This window comes from Actinoalloteichus caeruleus DSM 43889 (genome assembly GCF_000429185.2).
Taxonomy (GTDB): domain Bacteria; phylum Actinomycetota; class Actinomycetes; order Mycobacteriales; family Pseudonocardiaceae; genus Actinoalloteichus_B; species Actinoalloteichus_B caeruleus.
The window spans coordinates 3157430-3179874 of record NZ_AUBJ02000001.1 but is presented as its reverse complement, the minus strand read 5'-3'; the positions used below and the strand labels follow the sequence as shown (position 1 = coordinate 3179874).

Genomic DNA, 22445 nt, shown 5'->3' with positions numbered 1-22445 from the left:
CATGTCACCATGGAGGCATGAACAGCCCAGTCGAGCTGGAGCGCGCCCAGGTCGATCCGTTGGGTCGCGAGGTCGGCTCCGAGGACCGGCCGTGGATGACCGTGGTCTGGAACGACCCCGTGAACCTCATGTCGTACGTGACCTACGTGTTCCAGAAGCTGTTCGGGTACAGCAAGGACCACGCCACGAAGCTCATGCTGGACGTCCACCAGAAGGGCAGAGCGGTGGTGTCCTCCGGGGGCAAGGACAAGGTGGAGGCCGACGTGGCGAAGCTGCACGCCGCGGGCCTGTGGGCCACGATGCAACGCGACTCCTGACCCACCCGCCTGTCCCGGCGGTGCCGGTCGGACCCGTCCAGGCGCACCGTCCCGCGCCAGGGCCGCCAGCGGCGGGCGCGCGGCGACCGGCGCGGATCGGCACGCGACCACCGCGTTTCCAGGATCACTGAGCACGGAGAGAAGGGGGATCGGCGCGGCCGGCGGTCGTCGGCGGTGCGCCGGAACAGCGCGATGAACGGGTGGAGCCGACGGGGAACGGTCCTGGTCACCGACTTCTCCAGGCAGGAGGCCGCCGTGCTGCGCGGCCTGGTGGGGCAGGTCCACGAGATGCTGTCCGGGCGGGCCGACGACGGTCCCAGGGACGAGCTGGCCGAGCTCACCGGGATCCGGACCGGGCACTCGACCGCCCCCGACGACCCGGTGCTCCGCCGGCTGCTGCCGGACTTCCACCGGGCCGAGGAGGAGGACGGCGAGCTCAGCGAGCGGGACAGCGACTCGGCGGCGGCCCTGCGGTCGGTGCACGAACCCGAGTTGCTGGAGCACAAGACCGGGGTGGCCCAGGTGGTGCTGGACACCTGCCCGGAGTCCGGCGGTCGCATCGAGCTGGCGGACGAGCAGGCCGACGCCTGGCTGGCCGCGCTGAACGACGTGCGGCTCGCCCTGGGCACCGCCCTGGACATCAGGGAGGACGGCCCCGAGGAGGTCGCGCAGGACGACCCCCGGGCCCCGCACCTGGGTGTCTACCACTGGCTCACCGTGGTCCAGGAAACGCTCGTGGAGGCGTTGACCTCGTGACCGGGGCCGGGACCGCCGACGTCACGCCGCCGACCCCGGGGCCCGGGAACGCCGTCACCGACGTGCCCGGCGTCCTGGTCGGCCACCACCACCGCCTCGACGCCGGCTGGGCGACCGGCTGCACGGTGCTGCTGACCCCGGAGGGCGTCACCGCCGGTGTGGACGTGCGGGGCGGCGCCCCGGGCACCCGCGAAACCGACCTGCTGGCCCCGGGTCGCCTGGTGGAACGCGTCAACGCGATCTGCCTGGCCGGCGGGAGCGCCTACGGGCTCGCCGCCGCCGACGGGGTGATGCGCTGGCTGGGCGCGCGGGGACACGGGTTCCGGGTGGGCCCCGAACCGGGGAACACCGGCGGCGCCGTCGACGGGCCGGTGCCCAACGTCGTGCCCATCGTGCCGGCCGCCGTGCTCTTCGACCTGGAGGAGACCGCGTGGGGCCGGGTCCCCGACGCCGGGTTCGGCCACCACGCCTGCGAGGACGCCAGCGGGGAACCACCGGCCACCGGGTCGGTCGGCGCCGGTGCCGGCGCGGCCGCCGGCTCGCTGCGGGGCGGCGTCGGTACCGCCAGCGTCCTGCTCCCCACGGGGTGGACGGTGGGAGCGTTGACGGTGGCGAACCCGGCGGGTGAGGTGGTCGACCCGGCCACCGGCCTCCCGTTCGGCTGGCCCCTCGGCTTCCCCGGCGAGTTCGGCCTGGTCCCCCCGTCGGCGGACGAGATCCGCCGCGCCGCGGCCCGGCGCGCACCGGCCCGCTCCCTCAACACCCTGATCGGCGCGGTCGTCACGGACGCCGACCTGACCCGCGCCGAGTGCGGCAGGGTCGCGGCCGTCGCCCACGACGGCATCGCCAGGAGTGTCCGCCCCGCGCACTCGGTGTTCGACGGGGACACCCTCTTCACCCTGGCGACCGGACGCCGGCCGCTGCCGCCCACCGGACCGGCCCGCACCGCCCTGGTGGACGAACTCGCGCAGGCCGCGGCGGACGTCGTGGCCCGGGCCGTGGTGCACGCGGTGCTCGCCGCCGCGCCGGGGGGTGTGGTGCCCAGCTACCGGGAGCTCTACCCCTCGGCCCTCGGCTGAGGCCGGGGCGGGGTCGGGGTCCGGGGGCGCTCCCGCCGGCTTCGGGGTCCGCCTGGTCTCCCCGCTCGCCGGGCTCCCCAGCACCCACCCGGTGCCCCGCCTCCCCGCCACCGTTGTCGGAGCTCCTGGTCAAGGAGTCGTCGTCGCCAGGCCCGGCATGACTGGCGCCCCCAGTCGAGCGCATGATCCGGGGGTGGTGTCACCGGGTCTGGTGGCATCGAGACCGCTGATGGGGACACGGCCACCGGCTCGGGAGGTCTCGTCGTCACGGGGGTGCCGGCCGTCGACGCCCTGCCCGGTGACCACCCGCGGCGAGTGAACGGCAGGTGGACGAACAGCGGTTCCGGGGTGCTCCTTGGCCTGGATGTCGGCAAGGACGCCCCCGCCCGAGGCGGTCCCGTCCTCGGCGGGGCGGGGTCCCCGCGCCCGACGCGACCGGCCGGGGCCTGGGTACCGGCGCCGGGGCGACGGGCGCGAGGCACGCGTTGACGCCGGGCACGGAACCACTGGGCCGTCCGGAGGAGTCGGTGCCGTTCCCTCCCACGTGTGGCGGAAGTTCACCGTCGAGGCCGCTAACACTCCGTGGCACCCGACCGATGATCCGATCATGAACGCACCAGGGGCCAGGTGGTCCGTGCTGCTTCGCGACGATGCCAGGAACGACATCGCCACCGTTGCCTCGGCGCTGATGCTGACCCTGCACGTCAGCGCGGACGAGGCCCTGCGCCGCACCCTCGCCGTCCGAGGGCTCGGTTCCGCCGAGATCGCCAGTGCCGAGGACGTCGAGGAGGCCGAGGCGATCGCCTCCCGCCTCCAGTTCCTCGGGCTGTCCCCGACTCTGCTCCAGGAGGCATGAGGGTGAGCACTCCCGCGATGACCCCACCGGTTCCCTCGCGGGAGGCGGGCGGACACGCGGCGGCGGCCCTGCACGACGGCCGGGTGGTCCTCACGATGTCCGAGGACACCGCCGAGGTCCTGCGGCACCTCGTGGTGGAACTGGCCGCCGAACTCGCCGGGCCGAGCCGGCCGGCCGCTCCCGCGCGCCGATGGTGGCAGCACCGCGACGACCAGGACCTGGACCGCCGGTTGTTCCCCGCCGTCCACCCGGACCCGGTGGTGGAGGCCCGGTACGGGGACGAGCGGCGGGCCGGGCTGCGCGCCGAGGTGTTGGCCGCCGCCCGCAGGGTGTTGGCGGCCGGCGGTTTCGCCGAGGTGCGGATCGACCCGGCCGAGGTGCCCGACTGGATCTCCGTGCTCGGCCACGCGCAACTCCGCCTGGCCCGGCGGGATGACCTCCGGGTCGCGGCCCGCGCCCGCCGGGGTCGCCCGGACGCCGTCGCGGTCACCTGGTTGGCCTTCGTGCGGGGTCTCCTGGTGACCACGGTGTTCCCCAGCCTGGCCGGCGAGCTGCGGAAACTGGCCGCCGAAGCGGCCGCGCGAGGTCCGGTCGACGACCGCCGGCCCCCTGCCCACGATCTGGGATCGCCTCGACAGCGGCCGTAGGATTGACCTGTGCTGGTGATCCGACGCGACCTCGTGGACGCGATGGTGGCCCACGCCCGCCGGGACCACCCCGACGAGGCGTGCGGCGTCATCGCCGGACCGGAGGGCTCGGATCGTCCCGAGCGCCTCGTGGAGATGGTCAACGCCGAACGCTCGCCCACCTTCTACCGCTTCGACTCGATGGAACAGCTGCGGGTCTGGCGGGCGATGGACGAGGCCGACGAGGTCCCCGTCGTCATCTACCACTCGCACACCGCCACCGAGGCCTACCCGTCGCGGACGGACGTGTCCTTCGCGTCCGAACCGGACGCGCACTACGTGCTGGTGTCCACTCGGGACGCCCATGACGTCGAACTGCGTTCCTACCGCATCGTCGACGGGGTGGTCACCGAGGAACAGGTCGACGTCGTCGAGTCGTACATGTTCTCCCACACGGGAGCGGACGACGTGCCCGACGCCGACTGAGGCGACCCGGCCGGACGTCGTGCGGATCGGCGTCCCCTCCCCGAACACGGCACCGATCAGGAGGTACCACCATGGCAGTCAAGGTCTCGATCCCCACCATCCTGCGCACGCACACCAGCGGTGAGAAGTCCGTCGAGGCCAGTGGCGGCACGCTGGGACAGGTCATCGACGACCTGGAGTCCCGGCACGCCGGCCTGAAGGCCCGGCTGGTGAAGGAGGACGCGCTGCACCGCTTCATCAACGTCTACGTCAACGACGAGGACGTGCGGTTCTCGGGCGGGCTGAACGCCGAGGTCAAGGACGGCGACAACGTCACCATCCTTCCCGCGGTCGCCGGCGGCTGACGGGGTCACCTCCCGCCGGCCGCCGCCGCCCTCCCCGGGGCGAACCCACGAAGGAGCAGTCCGTGGCCAGATACGACTCCCTGCTCGACGCGCTGGGCGACACGCCGTTGGTGCGGCTCGCCCGCCTCTCACCCAGCGAGGACGTCCGGTTGTGGGCGAAGCTGGAGGACCGCAACCCGACGGGTTCGATCAAGGACCGGCCGGCCCTGGCCATGCTGGAGGCGGCCGAACGGGACGGTCGGCTCACTCCCGGCGCGACGATCCTGGAGCCCACCTCGGGCAACACCGGGATCGCGCTGGCGATGGCCGCTCGTCTCCGGGGCTACCGGATCATCTGCGTCATGCCGGAGAACACCTCGGTGGAGCGTCGGCAACTGTTGGCCGCCTACGGCGCGGAGATCAGGTTCTCCCCGGCGGCCGGCGGTTCGAACCAGGCCGTCGCGGTGGCCAAGGAACTCGCCGAGGAACACCCGGACTGGGTCATGCTCTACCAGTACGGGAACCCGGCGAACGCCGAGGCCCACTACTCGACGACGGGGCCGGAGATCCTGCGCGACCTGCCGGAGATCACCCACTTCGTCGGGGGGCTCGGCACCACGGGGACCCTCGTCGGCGTGGGCCGCTACCTGCGGGAACACCGACCCGGCGTGCAGGTCGTCGCCGCGGAGCCCCGCTACGGGGAACTGGTCTACGGCCTGCGGAACCTCGACGAGGGGTTCGTCCCCGAACTGTACGACCCCGAGGTCCTCACCGGCCGCTACTCCGTCGGCTCCTACGACGCGCTCCGCCGCACCCGGCAGCTGCTGACGGAGGAGGGCATCTTCGCCGGCATCTCCACCGGCGCCGTCCTGCACGCCGCGCTGGGTGTGGCCGAGAAGGTCGCCGGCGCGGGTGAGTCCGGTGACGTGGCGTTCGTGGTGGCCGACGGCGGCTGGAAGTACCTGTCCACCGGTGCCTACAGCGGTGACCTGACCGACGCGGCCCAACGCCTGGACACCCAGCTCTGGGCGTGACCGCCCGCTGCTCCTTCAGCCGTGGACCGGCCCCACCGGCGGTCCGGGGCGGCGGCGGTCCGCCCGGCAGCACGCGGAGGGTGGGTCGTGGTGGCGGTCGGGTCCGTCCGGAGGGGGGCGGCGTCCTCGCGGGACGGCCCCTGGAGCCGGACCCATGTCGGTTCCCCGGGAGGCGGGTCCCGGCGACGTGACCGAGCTGTTCCGCCGCCCCCTTGGCAGGTCGGTGAGCGGGGAGACGCGTTCGCGTCCTCCCCGCGGCGCCCTCCATCACACGGTGTCCTCGGGCCGCCCTGGTTCACCGGCCGCCGGATTGGGGCGATCGCTGGGCCGGGGTTCGACCGACAGCCCGCCGGGGCGACGCCCCCGGGGCGGCGCTCAGCGTGGCACCCGCGTCGACGAGGGCTCGCGCGCCCGCCGGTCCTCCGCCGCCGCCCCGCCGGGACGGCGTCGACCGGAGGCCGGGACGGTTCAGCCCGGGAACACCGTCGACGGTTGTCCGGCACCCACGTCGGGCAGGACCAGCAACGACCCCGCCTCCGGCTCGTCGGCCAGCTGCTGGTCGCCCATCCCGTGCCGGGCGGAGGTGACGTAGAGGTCGGTGAACCCGATACCGCCGAACGCGCAGGCCGTCGGCCGGCTCACCGGCAGGCGGAACTCCCGGTCGAACGCCCCGTCCGGCGTGTGGCGCCGCACCGAGCCCGCGCCGTACATCGTCACCCAGACGCAGCCCTCGGCGTCCACCGCGATCCCACCGGGGAGCCCCTCGGACCGGTCGAAGGCCCGGAACTCCCGGCGGTTCCCCAAGGCGCCGGTGGACGCGTCGAAGTCGAAGACGTCGATGCGACGGCTGGTGGCGTCCACGAAGTACATGAGCCGCCAGTCCGGGCTCCAGCCCAGGCCGGCTCCGAGGCCGACCCCGTGCAGGGCGACCCGCGCCGCCCCGTCCGGTTCGACGCTGACCAGCCAGCCGTCGGTGCCGCCGCCGTCCGCGCGGGTCGTCGTCGCCCAGAGCCGCCCCGAGGGGTCCACCGCCGCCTCGCCGCCACGCACCCCGTCCCTGGCCCAGTACACGAGCCAGGTGCGGGTGTTGTCGGTGTCGATCAACGCGACCCCGTCCCGCAGGTTCGTGACGATGCCACCCCGGGACCGGGGGCGGGCCGCGCTGACGATCTGCGGCACGGACAGGACGTCGTCCTGGTCCCTCGCCGGCTGGTACCGGTGGACCTCCTGGCTGAAGGAGTCGACCCACAACAGCGAGTCGGCGCTCGCGTCCCAGGTCGGAGCGGCGCCCAGCACCGCCTGGGCGGCCACCGCCACCTCGCACGTCGTCGTTTCCGTCACGCCCAGACCCTCCGCCCCCGCGCGGTCAACCAGCCCTGTCAACCCGGCTGAGCCTATCGGCTGATCATGACGGAAGGGTCGCGAGCGGTGAACGGTCCGCCGTCGACCTGCCGCCAACCCGGTGGCCCAGGCGCCCTGCTCAGGGGTTTTCCACCGGAGCGGCGGTCCGGGCGGAGGTCGACGCCGCACGGGGTCGTTCCTCGCCGGTCGGACCGGGGAGCGGCCAGGAAACCAGGGTGGCACCCGGGTCGTCCCGGAGGGGCGAAGTCGGTCCGGTGCGTACCCTCGAGGTGTGGATCCTGTGGTGAGCTCTCCCCGCCCGCCCGCGAAACGCGTGCTGCCCCCCAATCCCCGACAGGCCGCCGTCGTGGTCGGCGCGTTCGTCGCGCTCCTCTACGTGGTGCAGCTCGTCAACAGCCTCACCGGGGGTGGGCTGGTGCGGCACGGCATCCTCCCGCTGTCGCTCGCCGGCCTCGACGGGGTGCTGTGGGCGCCACTGCTGCACGGCAGCTGGCCGCACCTCCTCGGCAACACGGTGCCGGTGCTGGTGTTGGCGTTCCTGGCGATGTCCGGCGGGTTCGGGCAGTTCGCGGCCGTCACCGGCGTGATCTGGCTGGTGGGCGGGCTCGGCACCTGGGTCACGGGCGGCGTGGGGACCGCCCACGTCGGCGCGTCCGGCCTCATCTTCGGCTGGTTGGCGTTCCTGCTGGTCCGGGGGATCCTGAACCGGGCGCTCGGCCAGGTCCTGGTGTCCCTGGTGCTCTTCTTCGTCTGGGGCGGGATGCTGTGGGGCGTGTTGCCCACCACGCCGGGGATCTCCTGGCAGGGCCACCTCTTCGGCGCGATCGGCGGGCTGGTGGCCGCCTGGTTCGTCGCCAGGGCGAACAGCCGCGGCGCCGGCGCCGGGACGGCGCGCCCGAGGGTCCACGGCGGGTCCCCGTGACGCCCCGACCACCCGGCGACCGGGGGTGGCGGGAGATCACCGACCCGCACGCGCCCATCGGCGTCTTCGACTCCGGGGTGGGTGGGCTCACCGTCGCCAGGGCCATCACCGACCAGCTGCCCGCCGAGCACGTCCGCTACGTCGGTGACACCGCCAACGGCCCCTACGGTCCGCTGCGCATCGAGGAGATCAGGGAGCACGCGCTCTCCGTCGCAGACACCCTGGTAGACCAGGGGGTGAAGTTGCTGGTGATCGCCTGCAACAGCGCCTCGGCGGCCTGCCTGCGCGACGCGAGGGAACGCTACCCGGTCCCGGTGGTGGAGGTGGTCGTCCCCGCCGTCCGCCGCGCCGTCTCCGCCACCAGGTCCGGCCGGGTCGGCGTCATCGGCACCGAGGCGACCGTGCGGTCCCGGGCCTACCCGGACGCCTTCGCCGCGAACCCGAGGGTCACCGTGACCAGCGCGGCCTGCCCCCGGTTCGTCGACTTCGTGGAGCGGGGCGTCACCTCCGGCCGGCAGGTCCTCGGTCTGGCGCAGGGCTACCTGGAACCCCTCCAGGCCGCCGACGTCGACACCGTGGTGCTCGGCTGCACCCACTACCCGCTGCTGACCGGCGTCATCCAGATCGCGATGGGACCGGACGTCACCCTGGTGTCCAGCGCGGAGGAGACGGCGAAGGACGTCGTCCGGGTGCTCACCGAACGGGACCTCCTCCGCCCCTCGGAGCTGGTGGACTCCGCCGTGCGGTCCTACTCGGCCACCGGCCCGGCGGAACCCTTCGCGCGGCTGGCCCGCCGGTTCCTCGGCCCCCACTTCGCTGGCACCGGCACGGCCGTGCCGGCCGCCGCCGGCTGAACCGCCGCTCGGCAGGACCCCGTCCCCCACGACGGCAGCCCGCGTCGGACGCGGGTCCGGGTCGTGCGGCTCGGGCCGCCCGGTTCCGGCAGGCTGAGGGCATGTTGTTGACGGTCCTCGGCTGCGCCGGCAGCGTGCCCTCACCCACCTCGCCCGCCTCCGGCTACCTGGTGACGACCGGGCGGACCCGGATCGCCCTCGACCTGGGCAACGGCACCCTCGGCCCGCTGACCGGCCACGTCGACCCGTTCGAGCTGGACGCGGTCCTGCTCTCCCACCTGCACGTCGACCACTGCGCCGACCTGGCCGCGTTGGTCGTCGCCCTCCGCCACCAGCCGCGCCGTCCCCGGCCCGCGCGGCGCCTGCCCGTCCACGCGCCGCGCGGCGCCGCGCGGCGGCTCGCCGGCCTCTACGCCGCCGAACCCGGGTCGGCCGCGACCACGGACCTGACCGACGTCCTCGACTTCCACGACCTGGAGGACCTCACCGCGACCCCGGCCGTGATCGGTGACCTGGAGGTCAGCGCGTTCCCCGTTCCCCACTCCTGCCCGGCGTTCGGGTTCCGCGTCCGGCACGGCGACCGGGTCCTCGCCTACACGGGGGACACGGGCGGTGGTCCGACCGTCCGACGTCTCGCGGAACACGCCGACCTGCTGCTCGCCGAGGCGACCTGGCCGCACCGCCAGGGCGCCCCGCCCGGCCTGCACCTGTCGGGCCGGCAGGCCGGGGAACTCGCGAGGCGGGCGGGGGCGCGTCGGCTGCTGGTCACCCACGTCGCCCCCTGGGAGGACGCCTCGGAGGTCGCCGCCGAGGCCTCGCTGGCCTTCGGCGGGCCCACCGAACTGGCGGAGCCGGGCGCGCGCCACGAGGTGTGAGGGAGCCCGCCGGCCGAGCCGCCGCGCCACCACCGCGAGGAGCGACCGGCGGAGCGCTCCCCGGCGCGGCGGAGCGGCGCCGAGCCGGGCGGAGGTGGTCGGGTCCCCGCTCCGACACCCGGTGGGAACGACCGGTGGGAACGACCGGCGGGCCGCGCCGGCCCTCTCGGCTCCGTCAGAGCCAGCCCCGCCGGGTGAACAGCAGGTACAGCGCGACGGAGGTGACCACGATGAGGATCGAGGACGTGACGACGCCGCCGTGGTCCAGGTACCCGGGGTAGGGCAGGTTCTGCCCGTAGAAGCCGGTGATGGCGGTCGGCACGGCGATGATCGCCGCCCAGCTCGTCACCTTCTTCATGACGACGTTGAGCCGGTTGCCCTGGAGCGCCAACTGGGTCTCCCGCAGCGTGCTGGCCAGTTCCCGCACCCCCTCCAACCACTCGGTGGCCCGGAGCACGTGGTCGTGGACGTCCTGGTAGTAGGGCGTCATCCGGTCCCCGACGAGCCCGGTCGAGTCCCGCATCAGGCCGCCGAGCACCTCGCGCATGGGCAGCACCACCCGCCGCACCGCCAGCATGTCCTTCCGCGTGCGGAACGAGACGCGCTGCGCGCGGCGCATGTCGGTGTGCTCCTCGAAGAGCATCGTCTCCAGGTCCTCCAGTTGGTCGTCGAAGGACTGGACCACGTCGAAGTGCCCGTCGACGACGACGTCGAGCAACCCGTACAGCAGGGAGTCGACGGTCTGCGCGTCACGCCCCGGGCCGGTGTCCCACCGGTCCCGCAGCCGGTCCAGGTCCAGCCCGGGGGACCGACGGACCGTGATGAGCGCGTTCGCCGTCACGAACACGTCCACCTCCGAGAGGTGGACGCGGCCCTCCGCGTCATCGCCCTGCTGGCCCGGTGCCGGGGTCGTCCCGCCCGGCCCGCTCCGCGCCACGGGGGCGGTGTCCATCCCGGTGCGGTCGCCGGCGGCCCCGGCCGGTCCGCTGACCGCCGTTCGAAGGCTCGTCGCGAAGACGACGAGGAACAGGTGGTTGTCGTAGCGGTCGAGCTTCGGGCGCTGCCGCTCCTGCCCGGCGTCCTCCACCGCCAGCTCGTGCAGGCCGAGCTTGTCCGCCAGCCGCTCCAGGGTCGAACGGCTGGGGGCTGGCAGGTCGAGCCAGACGAGGGCGGAGCCCTCGCGGAGGAGGGCCGCCAGTTCGTCCTCGGCGACGTCCTCCCCAGCCAGGACCCCGTCCCGGTACACCCGGTTCGCGGCCACGACAGCGGATGCTAGCCCCCGGTGACCGGATCGACGCGGACCGTGGCAGCGGGTGTGTCACCGGGGTGGCCCCCCTCCGGTGTGGTGCGACGCCGAGGCCGGCGACCCCGGCTGGCTCGCTCGACGTCGCTCCCGCCGGCGTGGCGGTGGGTGGTCCCCGGCCCTGGTGGTCGGGGCGCGGGGGCGCGTGCCGGCCCGTCGAGTCGACTCCGGTCGCGGGCCGCCGATGTCCTAGGGTGACCGAATGGCTCGTGCGGATGGTCGACAGGACGACGCTCTCCGGGATGTTCGGATCACCAGGGGATACCAGCAGTGGCCCGCCGGTTCCGTGCTCGTGGAGTTCGGGCGGACCCGCGTGCTGTGCGCCGCCAGCGTGCAGGAGGGCGTGCCGAGGTGGCGTGCCGGTTCCGGGCTGGGCTGGGTGACGGCCGAGTACGCCATGTTGCCCTCGGCGACCCACACCCGGAGTTCCCGGGAGTCGGTCAAGGGTCGGGTCGGCGGCCGGACCCACGAGATCAGCCGGCTCGTCGGCCGCGCGTTGCGCGCCTGCCTCGACATGTCCGCGATCGGGGAGAACACGATCGCGATCGACTGCGACGTCATCCAGGCCGACGGCGGCACCCGGACCGCCGCGATCACCGGCGCCTACGTCGCGCTGGCCGACGCGATCACCTGGCTGGGCGCGGCGAAACGGCTCGCCGACCCCAAGCCGCTGTCCTGCGCGGTGGCCGCCGTGAGCGTCGGCGTGGTCGACGGCCGGGTCCGGCTCGACCTGCCCTACGAGGAGGACTCCCGCGCCGAGGTCGACATGAACGTGGTCGCCTCCGACACCGGGACGCTCATCGAGGTGCAGGGCACCGGCGAGGGCGCGACCTTCACCCGGTCCACGATGGACACCATGCTCGACTACGCGATCGCGGGTTGCGCGCGGTTGACCGAGATCCAGGCCGAGGCGCTGGCCCTGCCCTACCCGGGGGAGCTGCCGGGGGCGGCGAAGTGACGGGGCGCGACCCGGGGTCGGCGCACCGGCTGCTGGTGGCGTCCCGCAACACGAAGAAGCTCGACGAACTGCGGCGCATCCTCCTCACCGCGCACGTGCGGGACCTGGTGGTCGTCGGCCTCGGCGACGTGCCCGAGTTCCCGGAGGAACCGGAGACGGGCGCGACCTTCGAGGAGAACGCGCTGATCAAGGCGCGGGCCGCCGCGCGGGCCTCCGGGCTCCCCTCGGTCGCCGACGACTCCGGGCTCGCGGTGGACGCGCTGAACGGGATGCCGGGGGTGTTGTCGGCCCGCTGGGCGGGGCGGCACGGCGACGACCTGGCGAACCTCGAACTCGTGCTCGCGCAGACCGCCGACGTGCCGGAGGAACGCCGGGGGGCGGCCTTCGTGTCCGCCGCCGCCCTGGTCGTTCCCGGTGGCGGGCCGGAGGGCACCGACTCGGAGATCGTGGTGCGCGGGGAGTGGCGGGGCCGCCTCACCCGGGAGCCCCGGGGCGGGAACGGGTTCGGTTACGACCCGATCTTCCAGCCGGAGGGTGAGGGGCGGACCTCGGCGGAGCTCACCGCCGAGGAGAAGGACGCCCATTCCCACCGGGGGCGCGCCCTGCGCGCGATGCTGCCAGCCCTGCTCGCCCTCGCCGAGAGCTGATCGGGGAACCACGACGCTGGCGCCGGATCACCGGATCTCGCGCTCGCCCGGCACGCCCCGAGGGGAGTGGGCGGGTCCAGCCCGGTCGGTCCTGGGGGCGCCGGCGGTGCCCGGCCCGGGCTCGACCAGCGGCGTCCCGGTCGGCAGGGGTCTTCGGCCGCTCGTGCCGAGCGCCGCGCCGGCGGTGACCGCCGGGTGCTTCCCGCTGACCGCCCGCGCGCCTCGCCGGCCGGGTCGGCGCTCCCGCCCGGGCTGCGCCCGCCGACGTGGGCGGCCGCGTTCCTCGGCAGGCCCGGCCGGCGAGGTCGGCGGTCGAGATCCCTGATCGGGAACGGGAGGCCTGGCCGGCGGGACCGCGCACCGGGTGGTGGCGGCCCGCCTCCGGCGTGCTCGCCCTCAGATCCTCAGGTCCCGCCGGAGCTTGGCGACGTGGCCGGTGGCGCGCACGTTGTACAGGGCGGTCGCGATCCGGCCCTCCTCGTCCACCACGAAGGTGGAGCGGATGACCCCGGTGACCGTCTTCCCGTACATCTGCTTCTCCCCGAAGGCGCCCCAGGCGGTGAGCACCGCCTTCTCCGGGTCGGAGAGCAACGGGAAGGTCAGGTTCTCGGCGTCCCGGAACTTCGCGAGCTTCTCCGGCTTGTCCGGGGAGATCCCGATCACCGACAGGCCGGCCTCGGACAGCTCGGCGAGGTTGTCCCGGAAGTCGCAGGCCTGCTTCGTGCAGCCGGGGGTGCCGGCGGCGGGGTAGAAGTACACCAGCACCCGCTGGCCCCGGTAGTCGGAGAGGGAGACCTGGTCGCCGTCGGCCGAGGTGAGGGTGAAGTCGGGCGCGACGTCGCCGTCGGCCAGCCGCTGCTGCTCGCTCATGCCGGCCACCGTAGAGGGCGGGTGCCCCGGCCGGCCCACCCGCCTCCTGGGCTCCCCTCGCGGCGGTCGGTCAGCGACTCGTGCCACGCGGGTGTGCGGGTCTCCACGGCCTCCGGCCCCGGGACACCTGGCGTTCGACCCGCGCCCCGGGCATGCGCGGTGGCGGGCCACCCGGCGGTCGTGCCACCCGGCGGTCGTGCCACCGGGCGGTCGTGCCACCCGGCGGGGGCGCACGCGTCGGACCGCGTGCGCCCCCGCGCTGACGGGCCGGGTCAGCGGGCGACCTGGCGGCGCCGGAGCCAATCGGGGAGCCAGGCGTGCGCCACCACCCCGAGGACGAACACCAGCACCGCCAGGCCCAGCGCCCGCACCGAGAACACGTCGGACACCGGCCACGCCCACCAGGACCGCCCCCGGTCGCCCAACACCATGGCGGCCACCGCGTACAGGGTGGGCACCGTGGCCGCCGAGACGGCGGTGGAGAACCGGGACACCAGCAGGGCCAGCCCGGTGAACCCGAGGGCGTTGCGGGCGGCGATCACCGCCGTCGGTTGGAGGTCCGTGACGTGGAGGGCCAGGCACAGGACCCCGTACAGGCCGCCGAGCGCCACCAGGAAGGCGCTGTCGTACACCCGAACCGGACGCACCGCGTTCGCCTCCCAGTCCCGGGGTGCCCTCGACAGCAGGTAGGCGACGGACCCCGAGCAGAGCAGGGGGATCAGGACCGCCGCCGGGAGCGCGAGGGCGATGCCGCCCAGGACGTTGGGCGTGGGGACGAGGGTGGACCCGAAGGGCGCCACGAGGACGAGCGTCACCAACCACATCCCGGTGACGACGGGCAGGGCCCGGTTGGTCGCCCAGAACCTCACGACACCTCCGGCCCGAGCGCGTCCAGGTGGGACCCGCAGGCGGCCACCGCGTCCCGGGCACCGTGGAACCACGCGAGCTGGTCCTCCTCGGGGAGCCGGTGCAGCGCCGCCCAGTGCTCGTTCAGCTCCGGATCGTCGAACTCGTCCTCAGCGGTGGTCAGCCAGTCCAGGGCCAGGTAGTAGGTGAGGTACGTGCCCATGCCGCCGCAGCCTTCCGGCATGGAGGGGACCTGAGCGGCGACGATCGAACTGGCCAGGCTCTCCGGGGACGAGAAGGCGTTCATGGTGAACGTCCAGGTCTCCTCGTCGTCGGCACCCACGCCGTGGATCGCGCGGGTGGGTGCCGGGAAACCCCGCGAGGTCAGCTCGGCCACGGCGAGATCCACGCCCGCCCGGATCTCCTCGACCCTGTCGAGGTCCTCGGGGTAGACGCAGAGGGTGACGGGACCGTCGAAGCACTCGTCGGGAGCCGCCCGGAGAACGACCGGGTCCGGGCCGAGGTGCCTCGCGGTGGAGATCCCGCCCGCGAGGGCGGGAACGAGGACAGCCGCGCAGAGGACGGCACCCGTGGCGGTGGACCTCGGGCTCCGGTCGGGGGCGGAGCAGGCGAGGGCGAGGGCGAACGCGACGAGGACGCCACCGTTGACGAGGATCGGAGCCCACACCCCGGCGGGATCCACCTCCAGGTAGACGGCGAGCCCCCAGTCGGTGAAACCCGTGAGGTGGCGGAGCCACATCGGCTCCACGCCGATCGGGAGCGCCATCCAGCAGTACAGCAGGATGAAGCAGGAGGGGATGGCGATGAGGGGCCGCGACCACCAACCGAACGCGGCGCCGACGGCCGTGTGCGCGACGACCACCAGCACGGCGAGCAGGACGAACCGTCCGTCGGGCCCGCCGGGAACTCCCAGCAGGTGCCAGGAGGCGGTCAGGTAGGCGGCGAGCACCCCGACCAGGCCCGCGGCGGTGGCGGGCGCGACGGCGTCCACCACGACCCGGGCCGGGGTCCGGACCGGACGCCCGAACACCGCGCTGGCATCTCGGACCCGCCCCACCTCGCGGGCCGCGAGCGCGGCGGTCAGCGGGCCGAGGAGGAAGGCGGCCGAGGTGGCGGTGGCCGAGCCAGCCGCCCAGTACCGGTCCTCGGTCGCCAGCTGGGAGTTGACCCAGAGCCAGGAGAAGAGCGCGAGGGCCGGGGCGGCCAGCGGGAACAGCGAGCCGCGCCAGAGCACCGGGGTCCTAGGCATGGGTCCGCTCCTCGACCAGCGCCGAATAGGCGGAGGCCGCCTGGCGGGATGCCGGCAGCGACGGGTCGCCGTGGTCGAGGAACTCGGCCGGAGTTCCCGTGAACACGACCCGACCCCCGTTCAGCACCACCACCTGGCCGACGACCTCCACGAGGTCGACGACATCGTGGGTGGACACGACGACCGCGACCTCGGCGGGCAACCCGAGGAGGATCTCGGCGAACCGGTCCCGTTCTCGCGGGTCGAGCCCGGCGGTCGGTTCGTCCAGGAGCAGCACCCGGGACCCGTGCACCAGGCACTGGGCGAGGGTGACCCGGCGGAGCTGCCCGCCGGAGAGCCGGTTGGCCCTGTCCTGGGCGTGCGCGGCCATCCCCACCTGGTCCAGCGCGGGCAGCGCCGCCTCCCAGGCGGTGGTCCTGGACATGCCCTTCAGCCAGCCCGAGTAGGCGACCTGTTCGCGCACGCGGAGGCCCCGCACCGGGGTGGCCCGTTGCGGCAACCACCCCACCGCGCGGGCGTACCGGGCGCGGTCGCGGGGCTGGACCGGTGGAACACCGTCGCCGACGGACAGCGCGACACTGCCCGCACGTGCGCTCACGTTGCCCGCGAGGACGTTCAACAACGTCGTCTTCCCTGCGCCGTTCGGCCCAAGAACAATGGTTCGTCCGGAGCGCACGTGAATGCTCACATCGGTCAGGGTCGATTTCCTCCCGTCGTAGGAGAAGGTTATCCCGTGTGCCGTCAACATTGCCGAATATGCCTTTCCCTGAATTTCCCACAGGTTATCCACCAGGCCTCGGCGAGAATTCGGTCCGGGGAGATTCGGGGCGTCCGAGGGTTTCCGGTGACCCGACCGTCGTCCTCCGGAGGCTTCGGGTCGGCCAGCGCCATCGAGCGCGGAGAGGGCGGGGGCTCGGGGAGGGGGGCGGTGGATTCGGGAGCACGCACGCCCCGACTCGTGGCCCACTCCGCTGGCTCCGTCGTGCGCCCGCTCGCGGTCGGCGGAGGACCGCACGCCTCGGTTTCACGATCGGGAGGCCGGCGCCCGGAAACGGCACCGTGTCGGAGCCGGGAACCGGGGGCTCGGCGACGCGGGAGTGGGTCGAGGCCTGTGGTCGCGGTCGGTGCGGCGGTAGCGCGGGTTCGGGTCAGCCGGGGTGGTGGGCGATCGCGGCCCACCGGTGGCACCGGGTGGGCCAGCGCGGGAGCACGGCGACGCGGGAACGGGGGAGCCCGGTGCCCTGGGGCGGGCGGCTGGTCGGCGGCCGCCGGGGCGGGCGGCGGTGCGGCCGGGGGCGGGTCAGCGTTCCGGCACGGTGGCCAGTCGGGGCTCCGGGGCGTTCTCCTGACTGGGGACGTCGTGGTCGGCGGCCGGGGTGATCACGGACGTCTCGATGCGGGTCACGTCCGAGTGCAGCGTGGTCACCACCGCCCCCAGCAGGATTCCCACGACCGCGGAGGTGATGAGCGCCGCAGCGCTGATCACGTAGAAACGTAGACCCATGCCCGACCTCCCCAGTGAGTTCCGGTGACCGTGCGGTCGCTCTAGGTAAGACATCGTCACCCCGTCAGGCGGCGATGGCTACTCGAATCCGCGACTACCCCCGGGTGGGTCACCCGCAAACGTCCTGCTGGAAGGGCTGGTCGCCGACCGTCACCCCGCGCCGGGGGCCCGCGAGCGCATCCACCGCGCCCACGCAGGGGGAGACGCCGGCCTCCGCCGGCGGCGCCGCGTCCGCCGCGCCGGGTGCGGCGGAACCCCGTACCCACCCGGCCGCCGATCACTCCCCGAGAACACGAAAGGGGGGCATCGCGTCGGACGGGTGAACCCGGTGGTGGCACTCTGCCCATCTGGTAGGCAGCGGGTGAGACGGAACGGGCGCCTGGGGCGGATGGTGCGCCGGGTGGACGGTCGCGACGTCGTGGCAGGCGCCGCCCCGCCGCACCAGCGCGCCGACCGCCCACCCCGGGCCGCGCTCCACCCGGGTCGCCACACCAGCCCGGGAAAGGCGGCGCCCGTCACTCCCGCGTCACCACCACGTCCGCTACCGGACAGATAGGGTCCGCATTCGTGAAAGCTGTGCGTCGCTTCACCGTCCGAGCTCACCTGCCCGAGCCCCTGCGCGCCCTGGGCACCCTGGCCACGAACCTGCGCTGGACCTGGCACCCGCCGACCCAGGACCTGTTCGCCTCGATCTCCCCCCGGGCCTGGGCGACGGTGAAGGGCGACCCGCTGCGGCTGCTCGGCGAGGTGCGGGCGGAACGCCTGGAGCAGTTGGCCCGCGACGAGAACTTCCTCTCCCAGACCCGCGCCCTCGACGACGACCTGCGCCGGTACCTCACCGAGCAGCGCTGGTACCAGCGCCGCCAGGAGGAGCTGGGTGACCTGCCGGCCGCCGTCGCCTACTTCTCGATGGAGTTCGGCGTCACCGAGGCGCTGCCGAACTACTCCGGTGGGCTCGGCGTGCTCGCCGGCGACCACCTGAAGGCCTGCTCCGACCTGGGCGTCCCCCTGGTGGCCGTGGGCCTGCTCTACCGGTCCGGCTACTTCCGCCAGTCGCTGTCGCCGGACGGGTGGCAGGTCGAGCACTACCCGCTGATCGACCCCCGCGCGCTGCCCCTCGAACAGCTCACCGACGCCGAGGGCGCTCCCGTCCTGGTGCGGGTGGCGATGCCCCGGGGCCGCGTGCTGCGCGCCCGGATCTGGCAGGCGAGGGTCGGGCGGGTGCCGCTGCTGCTGCTGGACACCGACCTGCCCGAGAACGAGCCGGAGCTGCGCGGCATCACCGACCGGCTCTACGGGGGCGACCAGGACCACCGCATCCAGCAGGAGATCCTGGCCGGGATCGGCGGGATGCGGGCGGTCCGCGCCTACTGCCAGCTCACCGGCCACCCCCAACCCGAGGTGTTCCACACCAACGAGGGGCACGCCGGTTTCCTCGGCCTGGAGCGCATCCGGGAACTCACCGAACAGGAGGGTCTGGACTTCGACCAGACCCTTGCCGCCGTCCGCGCCGGAACGGTCTTCACCACCCACACCCCCGTCCCGGCCGGCATCGACCGGTACCGGGTCGACATGGTCCGCCACTACTTCGGCGACGGCGGCGACCACGACCTGCTGCCCGGTGTCAGCACCCGGCGGGTCCTCGCGCTGGGCGCCGAGGACAACCCGAACATGTTCAACATGGCCAACATGGGGCTGCGGCTCGCGCAGCGGGCCAACGGGGTGTCCCAGCTCCACGGCCGGGTCCTGCGGGACATGTTCCGGGGGCAGTGGCCCGGGTTCGACGCCGAGGAGGTGCCGATCACCTCCGTCACCAACGGTGTGCACGGCCCGACCTGGTCGGCCCGGGAGATCAACCGGCTCTTCGGGGACGCCGACTCGGCGTTGGAACACGCCAGCAGGCTGCGCGGGGTCGAACCGATCACCGACGCGTTGCTGTGGGAGATCCGCTGCACCCTGCGGGAACGGCTCGTCGCCGAGGTGCGGCGGAGGCTGCGGGACGCCTGGCTGCACCGGGGAGCGTCCGAACTGGAACTGGACTGGACCGAGTCGGTGTTCGACCCGGACGTCCTCACCATCGGCTTCGCCCGCCGCGTCCCCACCTACAAGCGGCTGACGCTGATGCTGCGCGACCCGGACCGGCTGCGGTCCATCCTGCTCGACCCGGACCGGCCGGTGCAGCTCGTGGTGGCCGGCAAGTCCCACCCCGCCGACGAGGGCGGCAAGGCGCTGATCCAACAGGTGGTGCGCTTCGCCGACGACCCCGAGGTGCGGCACCGGATCGTCTTCCTGCCCGGCTACGACATGTCCCTCGCCCGGTACCTCTACTGGGGCTGCGACGTGTGGTTGAACAACCCGCTGCGCCCGCTGGAGGCCTGCGGCACGTCCGGGATGAAGGCGGCGCTCAACGGCGGCCTGAACCTGTCCGTGCGGGACGGGTGGTGGGACGAGTTCCAGGACGGTCGCAACGGCTGGTCCATCCCCACCGCCGACGGGGTCACCGACCCCCGACGGCGGGACGACCTGGAGGCCTCCGCGCTCTACCGCTTGCTCACCGACGAGGTGACCCCGTTGTTCTACGAGCGGCGGGAGGACGGCGTGCCGACGCGGTGGATGTCGATGGTGCGCCACACCCTGACCACGCTGGGGCCCAGGGTGCAGGCCAGCCGGATGGTGCGCGAGTACGTCGAGGGCTGCTACCTGCCGGCGGCCCGGTCGGCGGGCACCATGTCGGCCGACGACTACCGGGGTGCCCGGGAGGTGGCGGGGTTCCGCTCCCGCGTGGAGGCCGCGTGGCCGGAGGTGCGGGTGCTGGACAGCGACCTGTCCTACGACGGCGAGTCCGTGCCGCTGCTGGGGGCCGAGGTGACGGTGACCAGCCGCGTCGAGCTGGCCGGGCTGACCGACGAGGACGTCATGGTGCAGGCCGTCGTGGGTCGGGTGGACGAGGACGGCGAGCTGCACGAGGTGGTCACCGCCGACATGCGCAGGACGGAGGACGGTTCCTTCCGGGGCGAGGTGGTGTTGCCGCACGCCGGGGCCACCGGCTACACGGTCCGGGTCCTGCCCCGCCACGGGCTGCTCACCGAACCGGCCGAACTGGGCCTGGTGGTGCTGGCCGGCTGACGTCCCGACGCGCGGCGCGGCCCAGCACGCGGCGGCCCAGCGCGCGGTCGGCTCGCGGGTTCACCGCCCTTCCGGGGGGCGCGGCCGCCCTCAGCGGGGCGCCCCCACGTCGAGGCGTTCCCGCACGGCCGCGACCCGGGGCCACCAGGCGGCGAGTTCCTCGGCCCGGCCGAGCGCCTCGCGGGCCCCCGCGTTGTCGCCGGCCGCCATCCGGGCCCGGGCGAGGGTGGCCAGGTCGTCCGCGCGGGACAACGGGCCCTGGCTCTGGTCGGCGGCCAGCGCGGCGAGCCGCGCCGAGGCCGCCACGTCCCCGTCGAGCAGGGCGAGCGCGGCACGGGTCCCGTTCAGCCGGTGTTCCGGGTAGCCGAGCCGCACGGCGTCCGACATGGCCCTGCGCGCCACCGGCAGCCCGGTGTCCGGTTCCACCTGGCCGACCTCCACCGCGGACACCGCGAGGCCGGCCAGCCCGGCCAGGGCGAAGGACATCCGGCGGGGGTCGTCCCCACCGCGCTGGACCATGCCCATCGTCACCGCCACCGCCTTGGCGTACCGGCCGGTGGCCTCCAGGACGCTGACCTGGCAGGCGGAGGTCGACCAGGTCCCCGGCCGCGCCCGCGCCAGCCGGTCGGCGGCCGCGGCGGCCTCGGTCAGCTGACCGGCCAGCACCGCCTCGGTGACCTCCCGGGCGAGCGGGGCCGCCTCCATCTCGGCGAGCCGGGCACCGGAGACCCGGGGCAGGCGGAACAGCAGCCACCCGGTGGAGGTGCTGCCGGCCGTGTCGCGGGGGAGCAGCGCGTGGACGATCCGCGCCACCCCGCCGAGGAGAGCCCCGGTCCACAACGGATCGGGCACACCGAGCAGCGGGAGGGCGGCGGCCGTCGCTCCGGCCAGGGCGGAGCACAGACCCGTCGCCCACAACCGGAGGCGCACCGGGAGCCGGTCCGGGCTGATCGAGACCGACAGCGAGACGGGGACGGCCCGCACCGCGACCACCCGGCGCGGCGTGCTCCACTCCCGGACCAGCCGGCCGACGCCGACACCGACGCGGGTCACCCGCCCGCCGCCGAGCGCCGCCCCGAGCAACATGCCCAGCTGGAGCGCGAGGGAGACCCCCAACAGGCCCAGCAGTGCGCCGGACCAGGCCAGCAGGACGGCGAGCACCCCGTCGGCCAGGGTCATCGGCAGCAGCGCCAGCGGAACGAGGACGGCCAGCAGGACCCCTGGGCGGCGCAGCGCGGTGAACGGTCTCACAGGACCGGCACGCTAGCCGGGCCCGCCGCCCCGGTGGTGGGTTTTCGCCCTACTCCTGGGCCGGGAGCACGACCGCCACCGCCCCCGACCCCCGGGGACGAGCGCCGCCGCGCCGACCGGGGGTGACGGTCGAGCCGTCGCACACACACGAGGTCGGTGGTCACGGGTTCTCCGGCAGGCCCGGGAAGCCACGACCTCGTCGCGGAACCGGCAGGTCGTGGGGTGGCCGCGCGCGGGGCGGAGCAGGGGGACTGGCGGAATCCCTGTGGTGCGGACCACAAGCTGGATACAGTGCCAGAGGGTGAACTGTCGGTCACACCGTAGGCACTGGGGGATTCGCGATGGTGGTTCCGGGTGGCCCCGGGAGGGGAGGACCTCTGGGGGGAGGCGGCACTTCCGGCGGATATCCCGCGCCTCCGCCGGGTGCTGGCGGGGGCGGAGGCCAGCACGACCCGAAGGTCCGGGTGGCCAGGATCGGACTCGTCGGCGCGATCGTCACCACGCTGATCACGGCGGTGGCCGGGGTGTTCACGGCGTACTTCGCCGGTCGGGAGGTCGGGGGGAACGAGGCGGCCACCGTCACGGTCACCGAGACGGCCGCCCCCGACCCACCGGCGGTCACGGACACCGGTGCCGGGGGAACGGACGCGGCCGGTGACGAGCAGGGCCGGAACACGGCGGTCGCGGCGGTGGGCGAGATCCGGTTGGTGGACCAGACCGCAGTGGACGGCGGGTACGACTTCGACATCGGGTCCGCGACGGTGCTGCGGCAGGAGTACCCGGACGCGCTGGTGCAGAGCGGACCGTGCGAGGCCGCGATCACCTACAACATCCCGGCGGACGTGGGGGAGTTCCACACCGAGGTGGCCCTCTCGGACAGTTCGCCCAACACCAGCCGCACCCTGTTGACCCAGGTGGATGACGGGCCGGTCGAACGGACGAAGGTCGTCCCGGGAGTGCTGTCCGAGGTGACCGTCGACGTCTCCGCCGGGTTCCGGATCACCCTGGCGGTCGAGGCCGACGACTGCGACTACTGGGATGGCGCCACGTTCACGGTGCTCCCGAACCCGGTCTTCCGGCCCTGAACCGGCCAACCGGCCGGAGGTGGTGCGCCGAGGACGGTTCCCGGGCGCGGTACGACCACGGGGGGGCGGTTCGCCGAGGACGCCACCGCCCCGCC

General features: G+C 74.2%; 23 protein-coding genes. 15 read left to right on the top strand and 8 right to left on the bottom strand.

All coding sequences use genetic code 11. The annotated features are described in order from the left end of the window. Positions 1 to 17 precede the first annotated feature (17 nt). The 8 genes from clpS to G443_RS12070 all read left to right on the top strand — a co-directional run bounded on the left by clpS (position 18) and on the right by G443_RS12070 (position 5477). Complete coding sequence (clpS, locus tag G443_RS12105) at positions 18 to 317, top strand: ATP-dependent Clp protease adapter ClpS (RefSeq protein WP_026417200.1); 300 nt, start codon at positions 18 to 20, stop codon at positions 315 to 317. Between the two features lie 192 nt (positions 318 to 509). After that, the gene (locus G443_RS12100) at positions 510 to 1073 is read left to right on the top strand and encodes a DUF2017 domain-containing protein (RefSeq protein WP_026417199.1); all 564 of its coding nucleotides are present in this window, start codon (positions 510 to 512) and stop codon (positions 1071 to 1073) included. After that, positions 1070 to 2152, top strand: coding sequence for a P1 family peptidase (locus G443_RS12095; RefSeq protein WP_026417198.1), 1083 nt, complete (start codon positions 1070 to 1072; stop codon positions 2150 to 2152). The genes G443_RS12100 and G443_RS12095 overlap by 4 nt, the downstream gene beginning before the upstream one ends. 607 nt (positions 2153 to 2759) lie before the next feature. Beyond that, a complete protein-coding gene (locus tag G443_RS12090) occupies positions 2760 to 3008 on the top strand; it encodes a hypothetical protein (RefSeq protein ID WP_030146987.1) in 249 nt (82 codons plus the stop codon). Positions 3009 to 3010: 2 nt separating this feature from the next. Next, entirely contained in the window at positions 3011 to 3655 is a 645-nt protein-coding gene (locus G443_RS12085) for a DUF2017 family protein (RefSeq protein ID WP_030104066.1), read from the top strand. A gap of 9 nt (positions 3656 to 3664) precedes the next feature. Further along, a complete protein-coding gene (locus G443_RS12080) occupies positions 3665 to 4120 on the top strand; it encodes a M67 family metallopeptidase (protein ID WP_026417195.1) in 456 nt (151 codons plus the stop codon). A 71-nt stretch (positions 4121 to 4191) separates the two neighbouring features. Then, entirely contained in the window at positions 4192 to 4464 is a 273-nt protein-coding gene (locus G443_RS12075; RefSeq protein WP_026417194.1) for a MoaD/ThiS family protein, read from the top strand. 62 nt (positions 4465 to 4526) lie between these two features. Beyond that, complete coding sequence (locus tag G443_RS12070; protein ID WP_026417193.1) at positions 4527 to 5477, top strand: PLP-dependent cysteine synthase family protein; 951 nt, start codon at positions 4527 to 4529, stop codon at positions 5475 to 5477. Between the two features lie 468 nt (positions 5478 to 5945). On the opposite strand, the gene G443_RS12065 is transcribed toward G443_RS12070, so the two are convergent. After that, entirely contained in the window at positions 5946 to 6860 is a 915-nt protein-coding gene (locus tag G443_RS12065) for an SMP-30/gluconolactonase/LRE family protein (RefSeq protein ID WP_308208851.1), read from the bottom strand. Positions 6861 to 7119: 259 nt separating this feature from the next. Here G443_RS12065 and G443_RS12060 point away from each other — a divergent pair, with 259 nt between their 5' ends. The 3 genes from G443_RS12060 to G443_RS12050 all read left to right on the top strand — a co-directional run bounded on the left by G443_RS12060 (position 7120) and on the right by G443_RS12050 (position 9490). Further along, positions 7120 to 7761, top strand: a complete 642-nt coding sequence (locus G443_RS12060; RefSeq protein WP_026417191.1) for a rhomboid family intramembrane serine protease — start codon at positions 7120 to 7122, stop codon at positions 7759 to 7761. A gap of 35 nt (positions 7762 to 7796) precedes the next feature. Beyond that, positions 7797 to 8615, top strand: a complete 819-nt coding sequence (gene murI / locus G443_RS12055; RefSeq protein WP_035273341.1) for a glutamate racemase — start codon at positions 7797 to 7799, stop codon at positions 8613 to 8615. Between the two features lie 101 nt (positions 8616 to 8716). Further along, entirely contained in the window at positions 8717 to 9490 is a 774-nt protein-coding gene (locus G443_RS12050) for an MBL fold metallo-hydrolase (protein WP_026417190.1), read from the top strand. 175 nt (positions 9491 to 9665) lie between these two features. On the opposite strand, the gene G443_RS12045 is transcribed toward G443_RS12050, so the two are convergent. Further along, on the bottom strand, positions 9666 to 10751 hold the full coding sequence (locus G443_RS12045; protein ID WP_026417189.1) for a magnesium transporter CorA family protein: 1086 nt from the start codon (positions 10749 to 10751) through the stop codon (positions 9666 to 9668). Between the two features lie 244 nt (positions 10752 to 10995). Between G443_RS12045 and rph the strand changes: the two genes are divergently transcribed. Both rph and rdgB read left to right on the top strand, forming a co-directional pair. Then, positions 10996 to 11751, top strand: coding sequence for a ribonuclease PH (gene rph / locus G443_RS12040; protein WP_026417188.1), 756 nt, complete (start codon positions 10996 to 10998; stop codon positions 11749 to 11751). Continuing rightward, positions 11748 to 12398: an RdgB/HAM1 family non-canonical purine NTP pyrophosphatase gene (gene rdgB, locus G443_RS12035; RefSeq protein ID WP_026417187.1), complete on the top strand. Its 651-nt coding sequence runs from the start codon at positions 11748 to 11750 to the stop codon at positions 12396 to 12398. The genes rph and rdgB overlap by 4 nt, the downstream gene beginning before the upstream one ends. Positions 12399 to 12794: 396 nt before the next feature. On the opposite strand, the gene bcp is transcribed toward rdgB, so the two are convergent. The 5 genes from bcp to G443_RS12010 form a co-directional block, all read right to left on the bottom strand. After that, positions 12795 to 13268 (bottom strand): thioredoxin-dependent thiol peroxidase, encoded by a 474-nt coding sequence (gene bcp, locus G443_RS12030; protein ID WP_026417186.1) that lies wholly within the window; start codon positions 13266 to 13268, stop codon positions 12795 to 12797. Positions 13269 to 13540: 272 nt separating this feature from the next. After that, complete coding sequence (locus tag G443_RS12025; protein WP_026417185.1) at positions 13541 to 14137, bottom strand: hypothetical protein; 597 nt, start codon at positions 14135 to 14137, stop codon at positions 13541 to 13543. Next, positions 14134 to 15384, bottom strand: coding sequence for a DUF7224 domain-containing protein (locus G443_RS12020; protein ID WP_155886009.1), 1251 nt, complete (start codon positions 15382 to 15384; stop codon positions 14134 to 14136). Before G443_RS12020 ends, G443_RS12025 begins: the two co-directional genes overlap by 4 nt. Next, positions 15377 to 16132: an ATP-binding cassette domain-containing protein gene (locus G443_RS12015; RefSeq protein ID WP_035291270.1), complete on the bottom strand. Its 756-nt coding sequence runs from the start codon at positions 16130 to 16132 to the stop codon at positions 15377 to 15379. The genes G443_RS12020 and G443_RS12015 overlap by 8 nt, the downstream gene beginning before the upstream one ends. Positions 16133 to 16684: 552 nt before the next feature. Further along, a complete protein-coding gene (locus G443_RS12010) occupies positions 16685 to 16888 on the bottom strand; it encodes a hypothetical protein (protein ID WP_026417182.1) in 204 nt (67 codons plus the stop codon). Between the two features lie 567 nt (positions 16889 to 17455). Between G443_RS12010 and glgP the strand changes: the two genes are divergently transcribed. Next, positions 17456 to 20014, top strand: a complete 2559-nt coding sequence (gene glgP, locus G443_RS12005) for an alpha-glucan family phosphorylase (protein WP_026417181.1) — start codon at positions 17456 to 17458, stop codon at positions 20012 to 20014. Positions 20015 to 20104: 90 nt separating this feature from the next. On the opposite strand, the gene G443_RS12000 is transcribed toward glgP, so the two are convergent. After that, a complete protein-coding gene (locus G443_RS12000) occupies positions 20105 to 21265 on the bottom strand; it encodes a hypothetical protein (RefSeq protein ID WP_051313267.1) in 1161 nt (386 codons plus the stop codon). A 464-nt stretch (positions 21266 to 21729) separates the two neighbouring features. On the opposite strand from G443_RS12000, the gene G443_RS11995 reads away from it, so the two are divergent. After that, on the top strand, positions 21730 to 22350 hold the full coding sequence (locus G443_RS11995; RefSeq protein WP_016700191.1) for a hypothetical protein: 621 nt from the start codon (positions 21730 to 21732) through the stop codon (positions 22348 to 22350). Positions 22351 to 22445 lie beyond the last annotated feature (95 nt).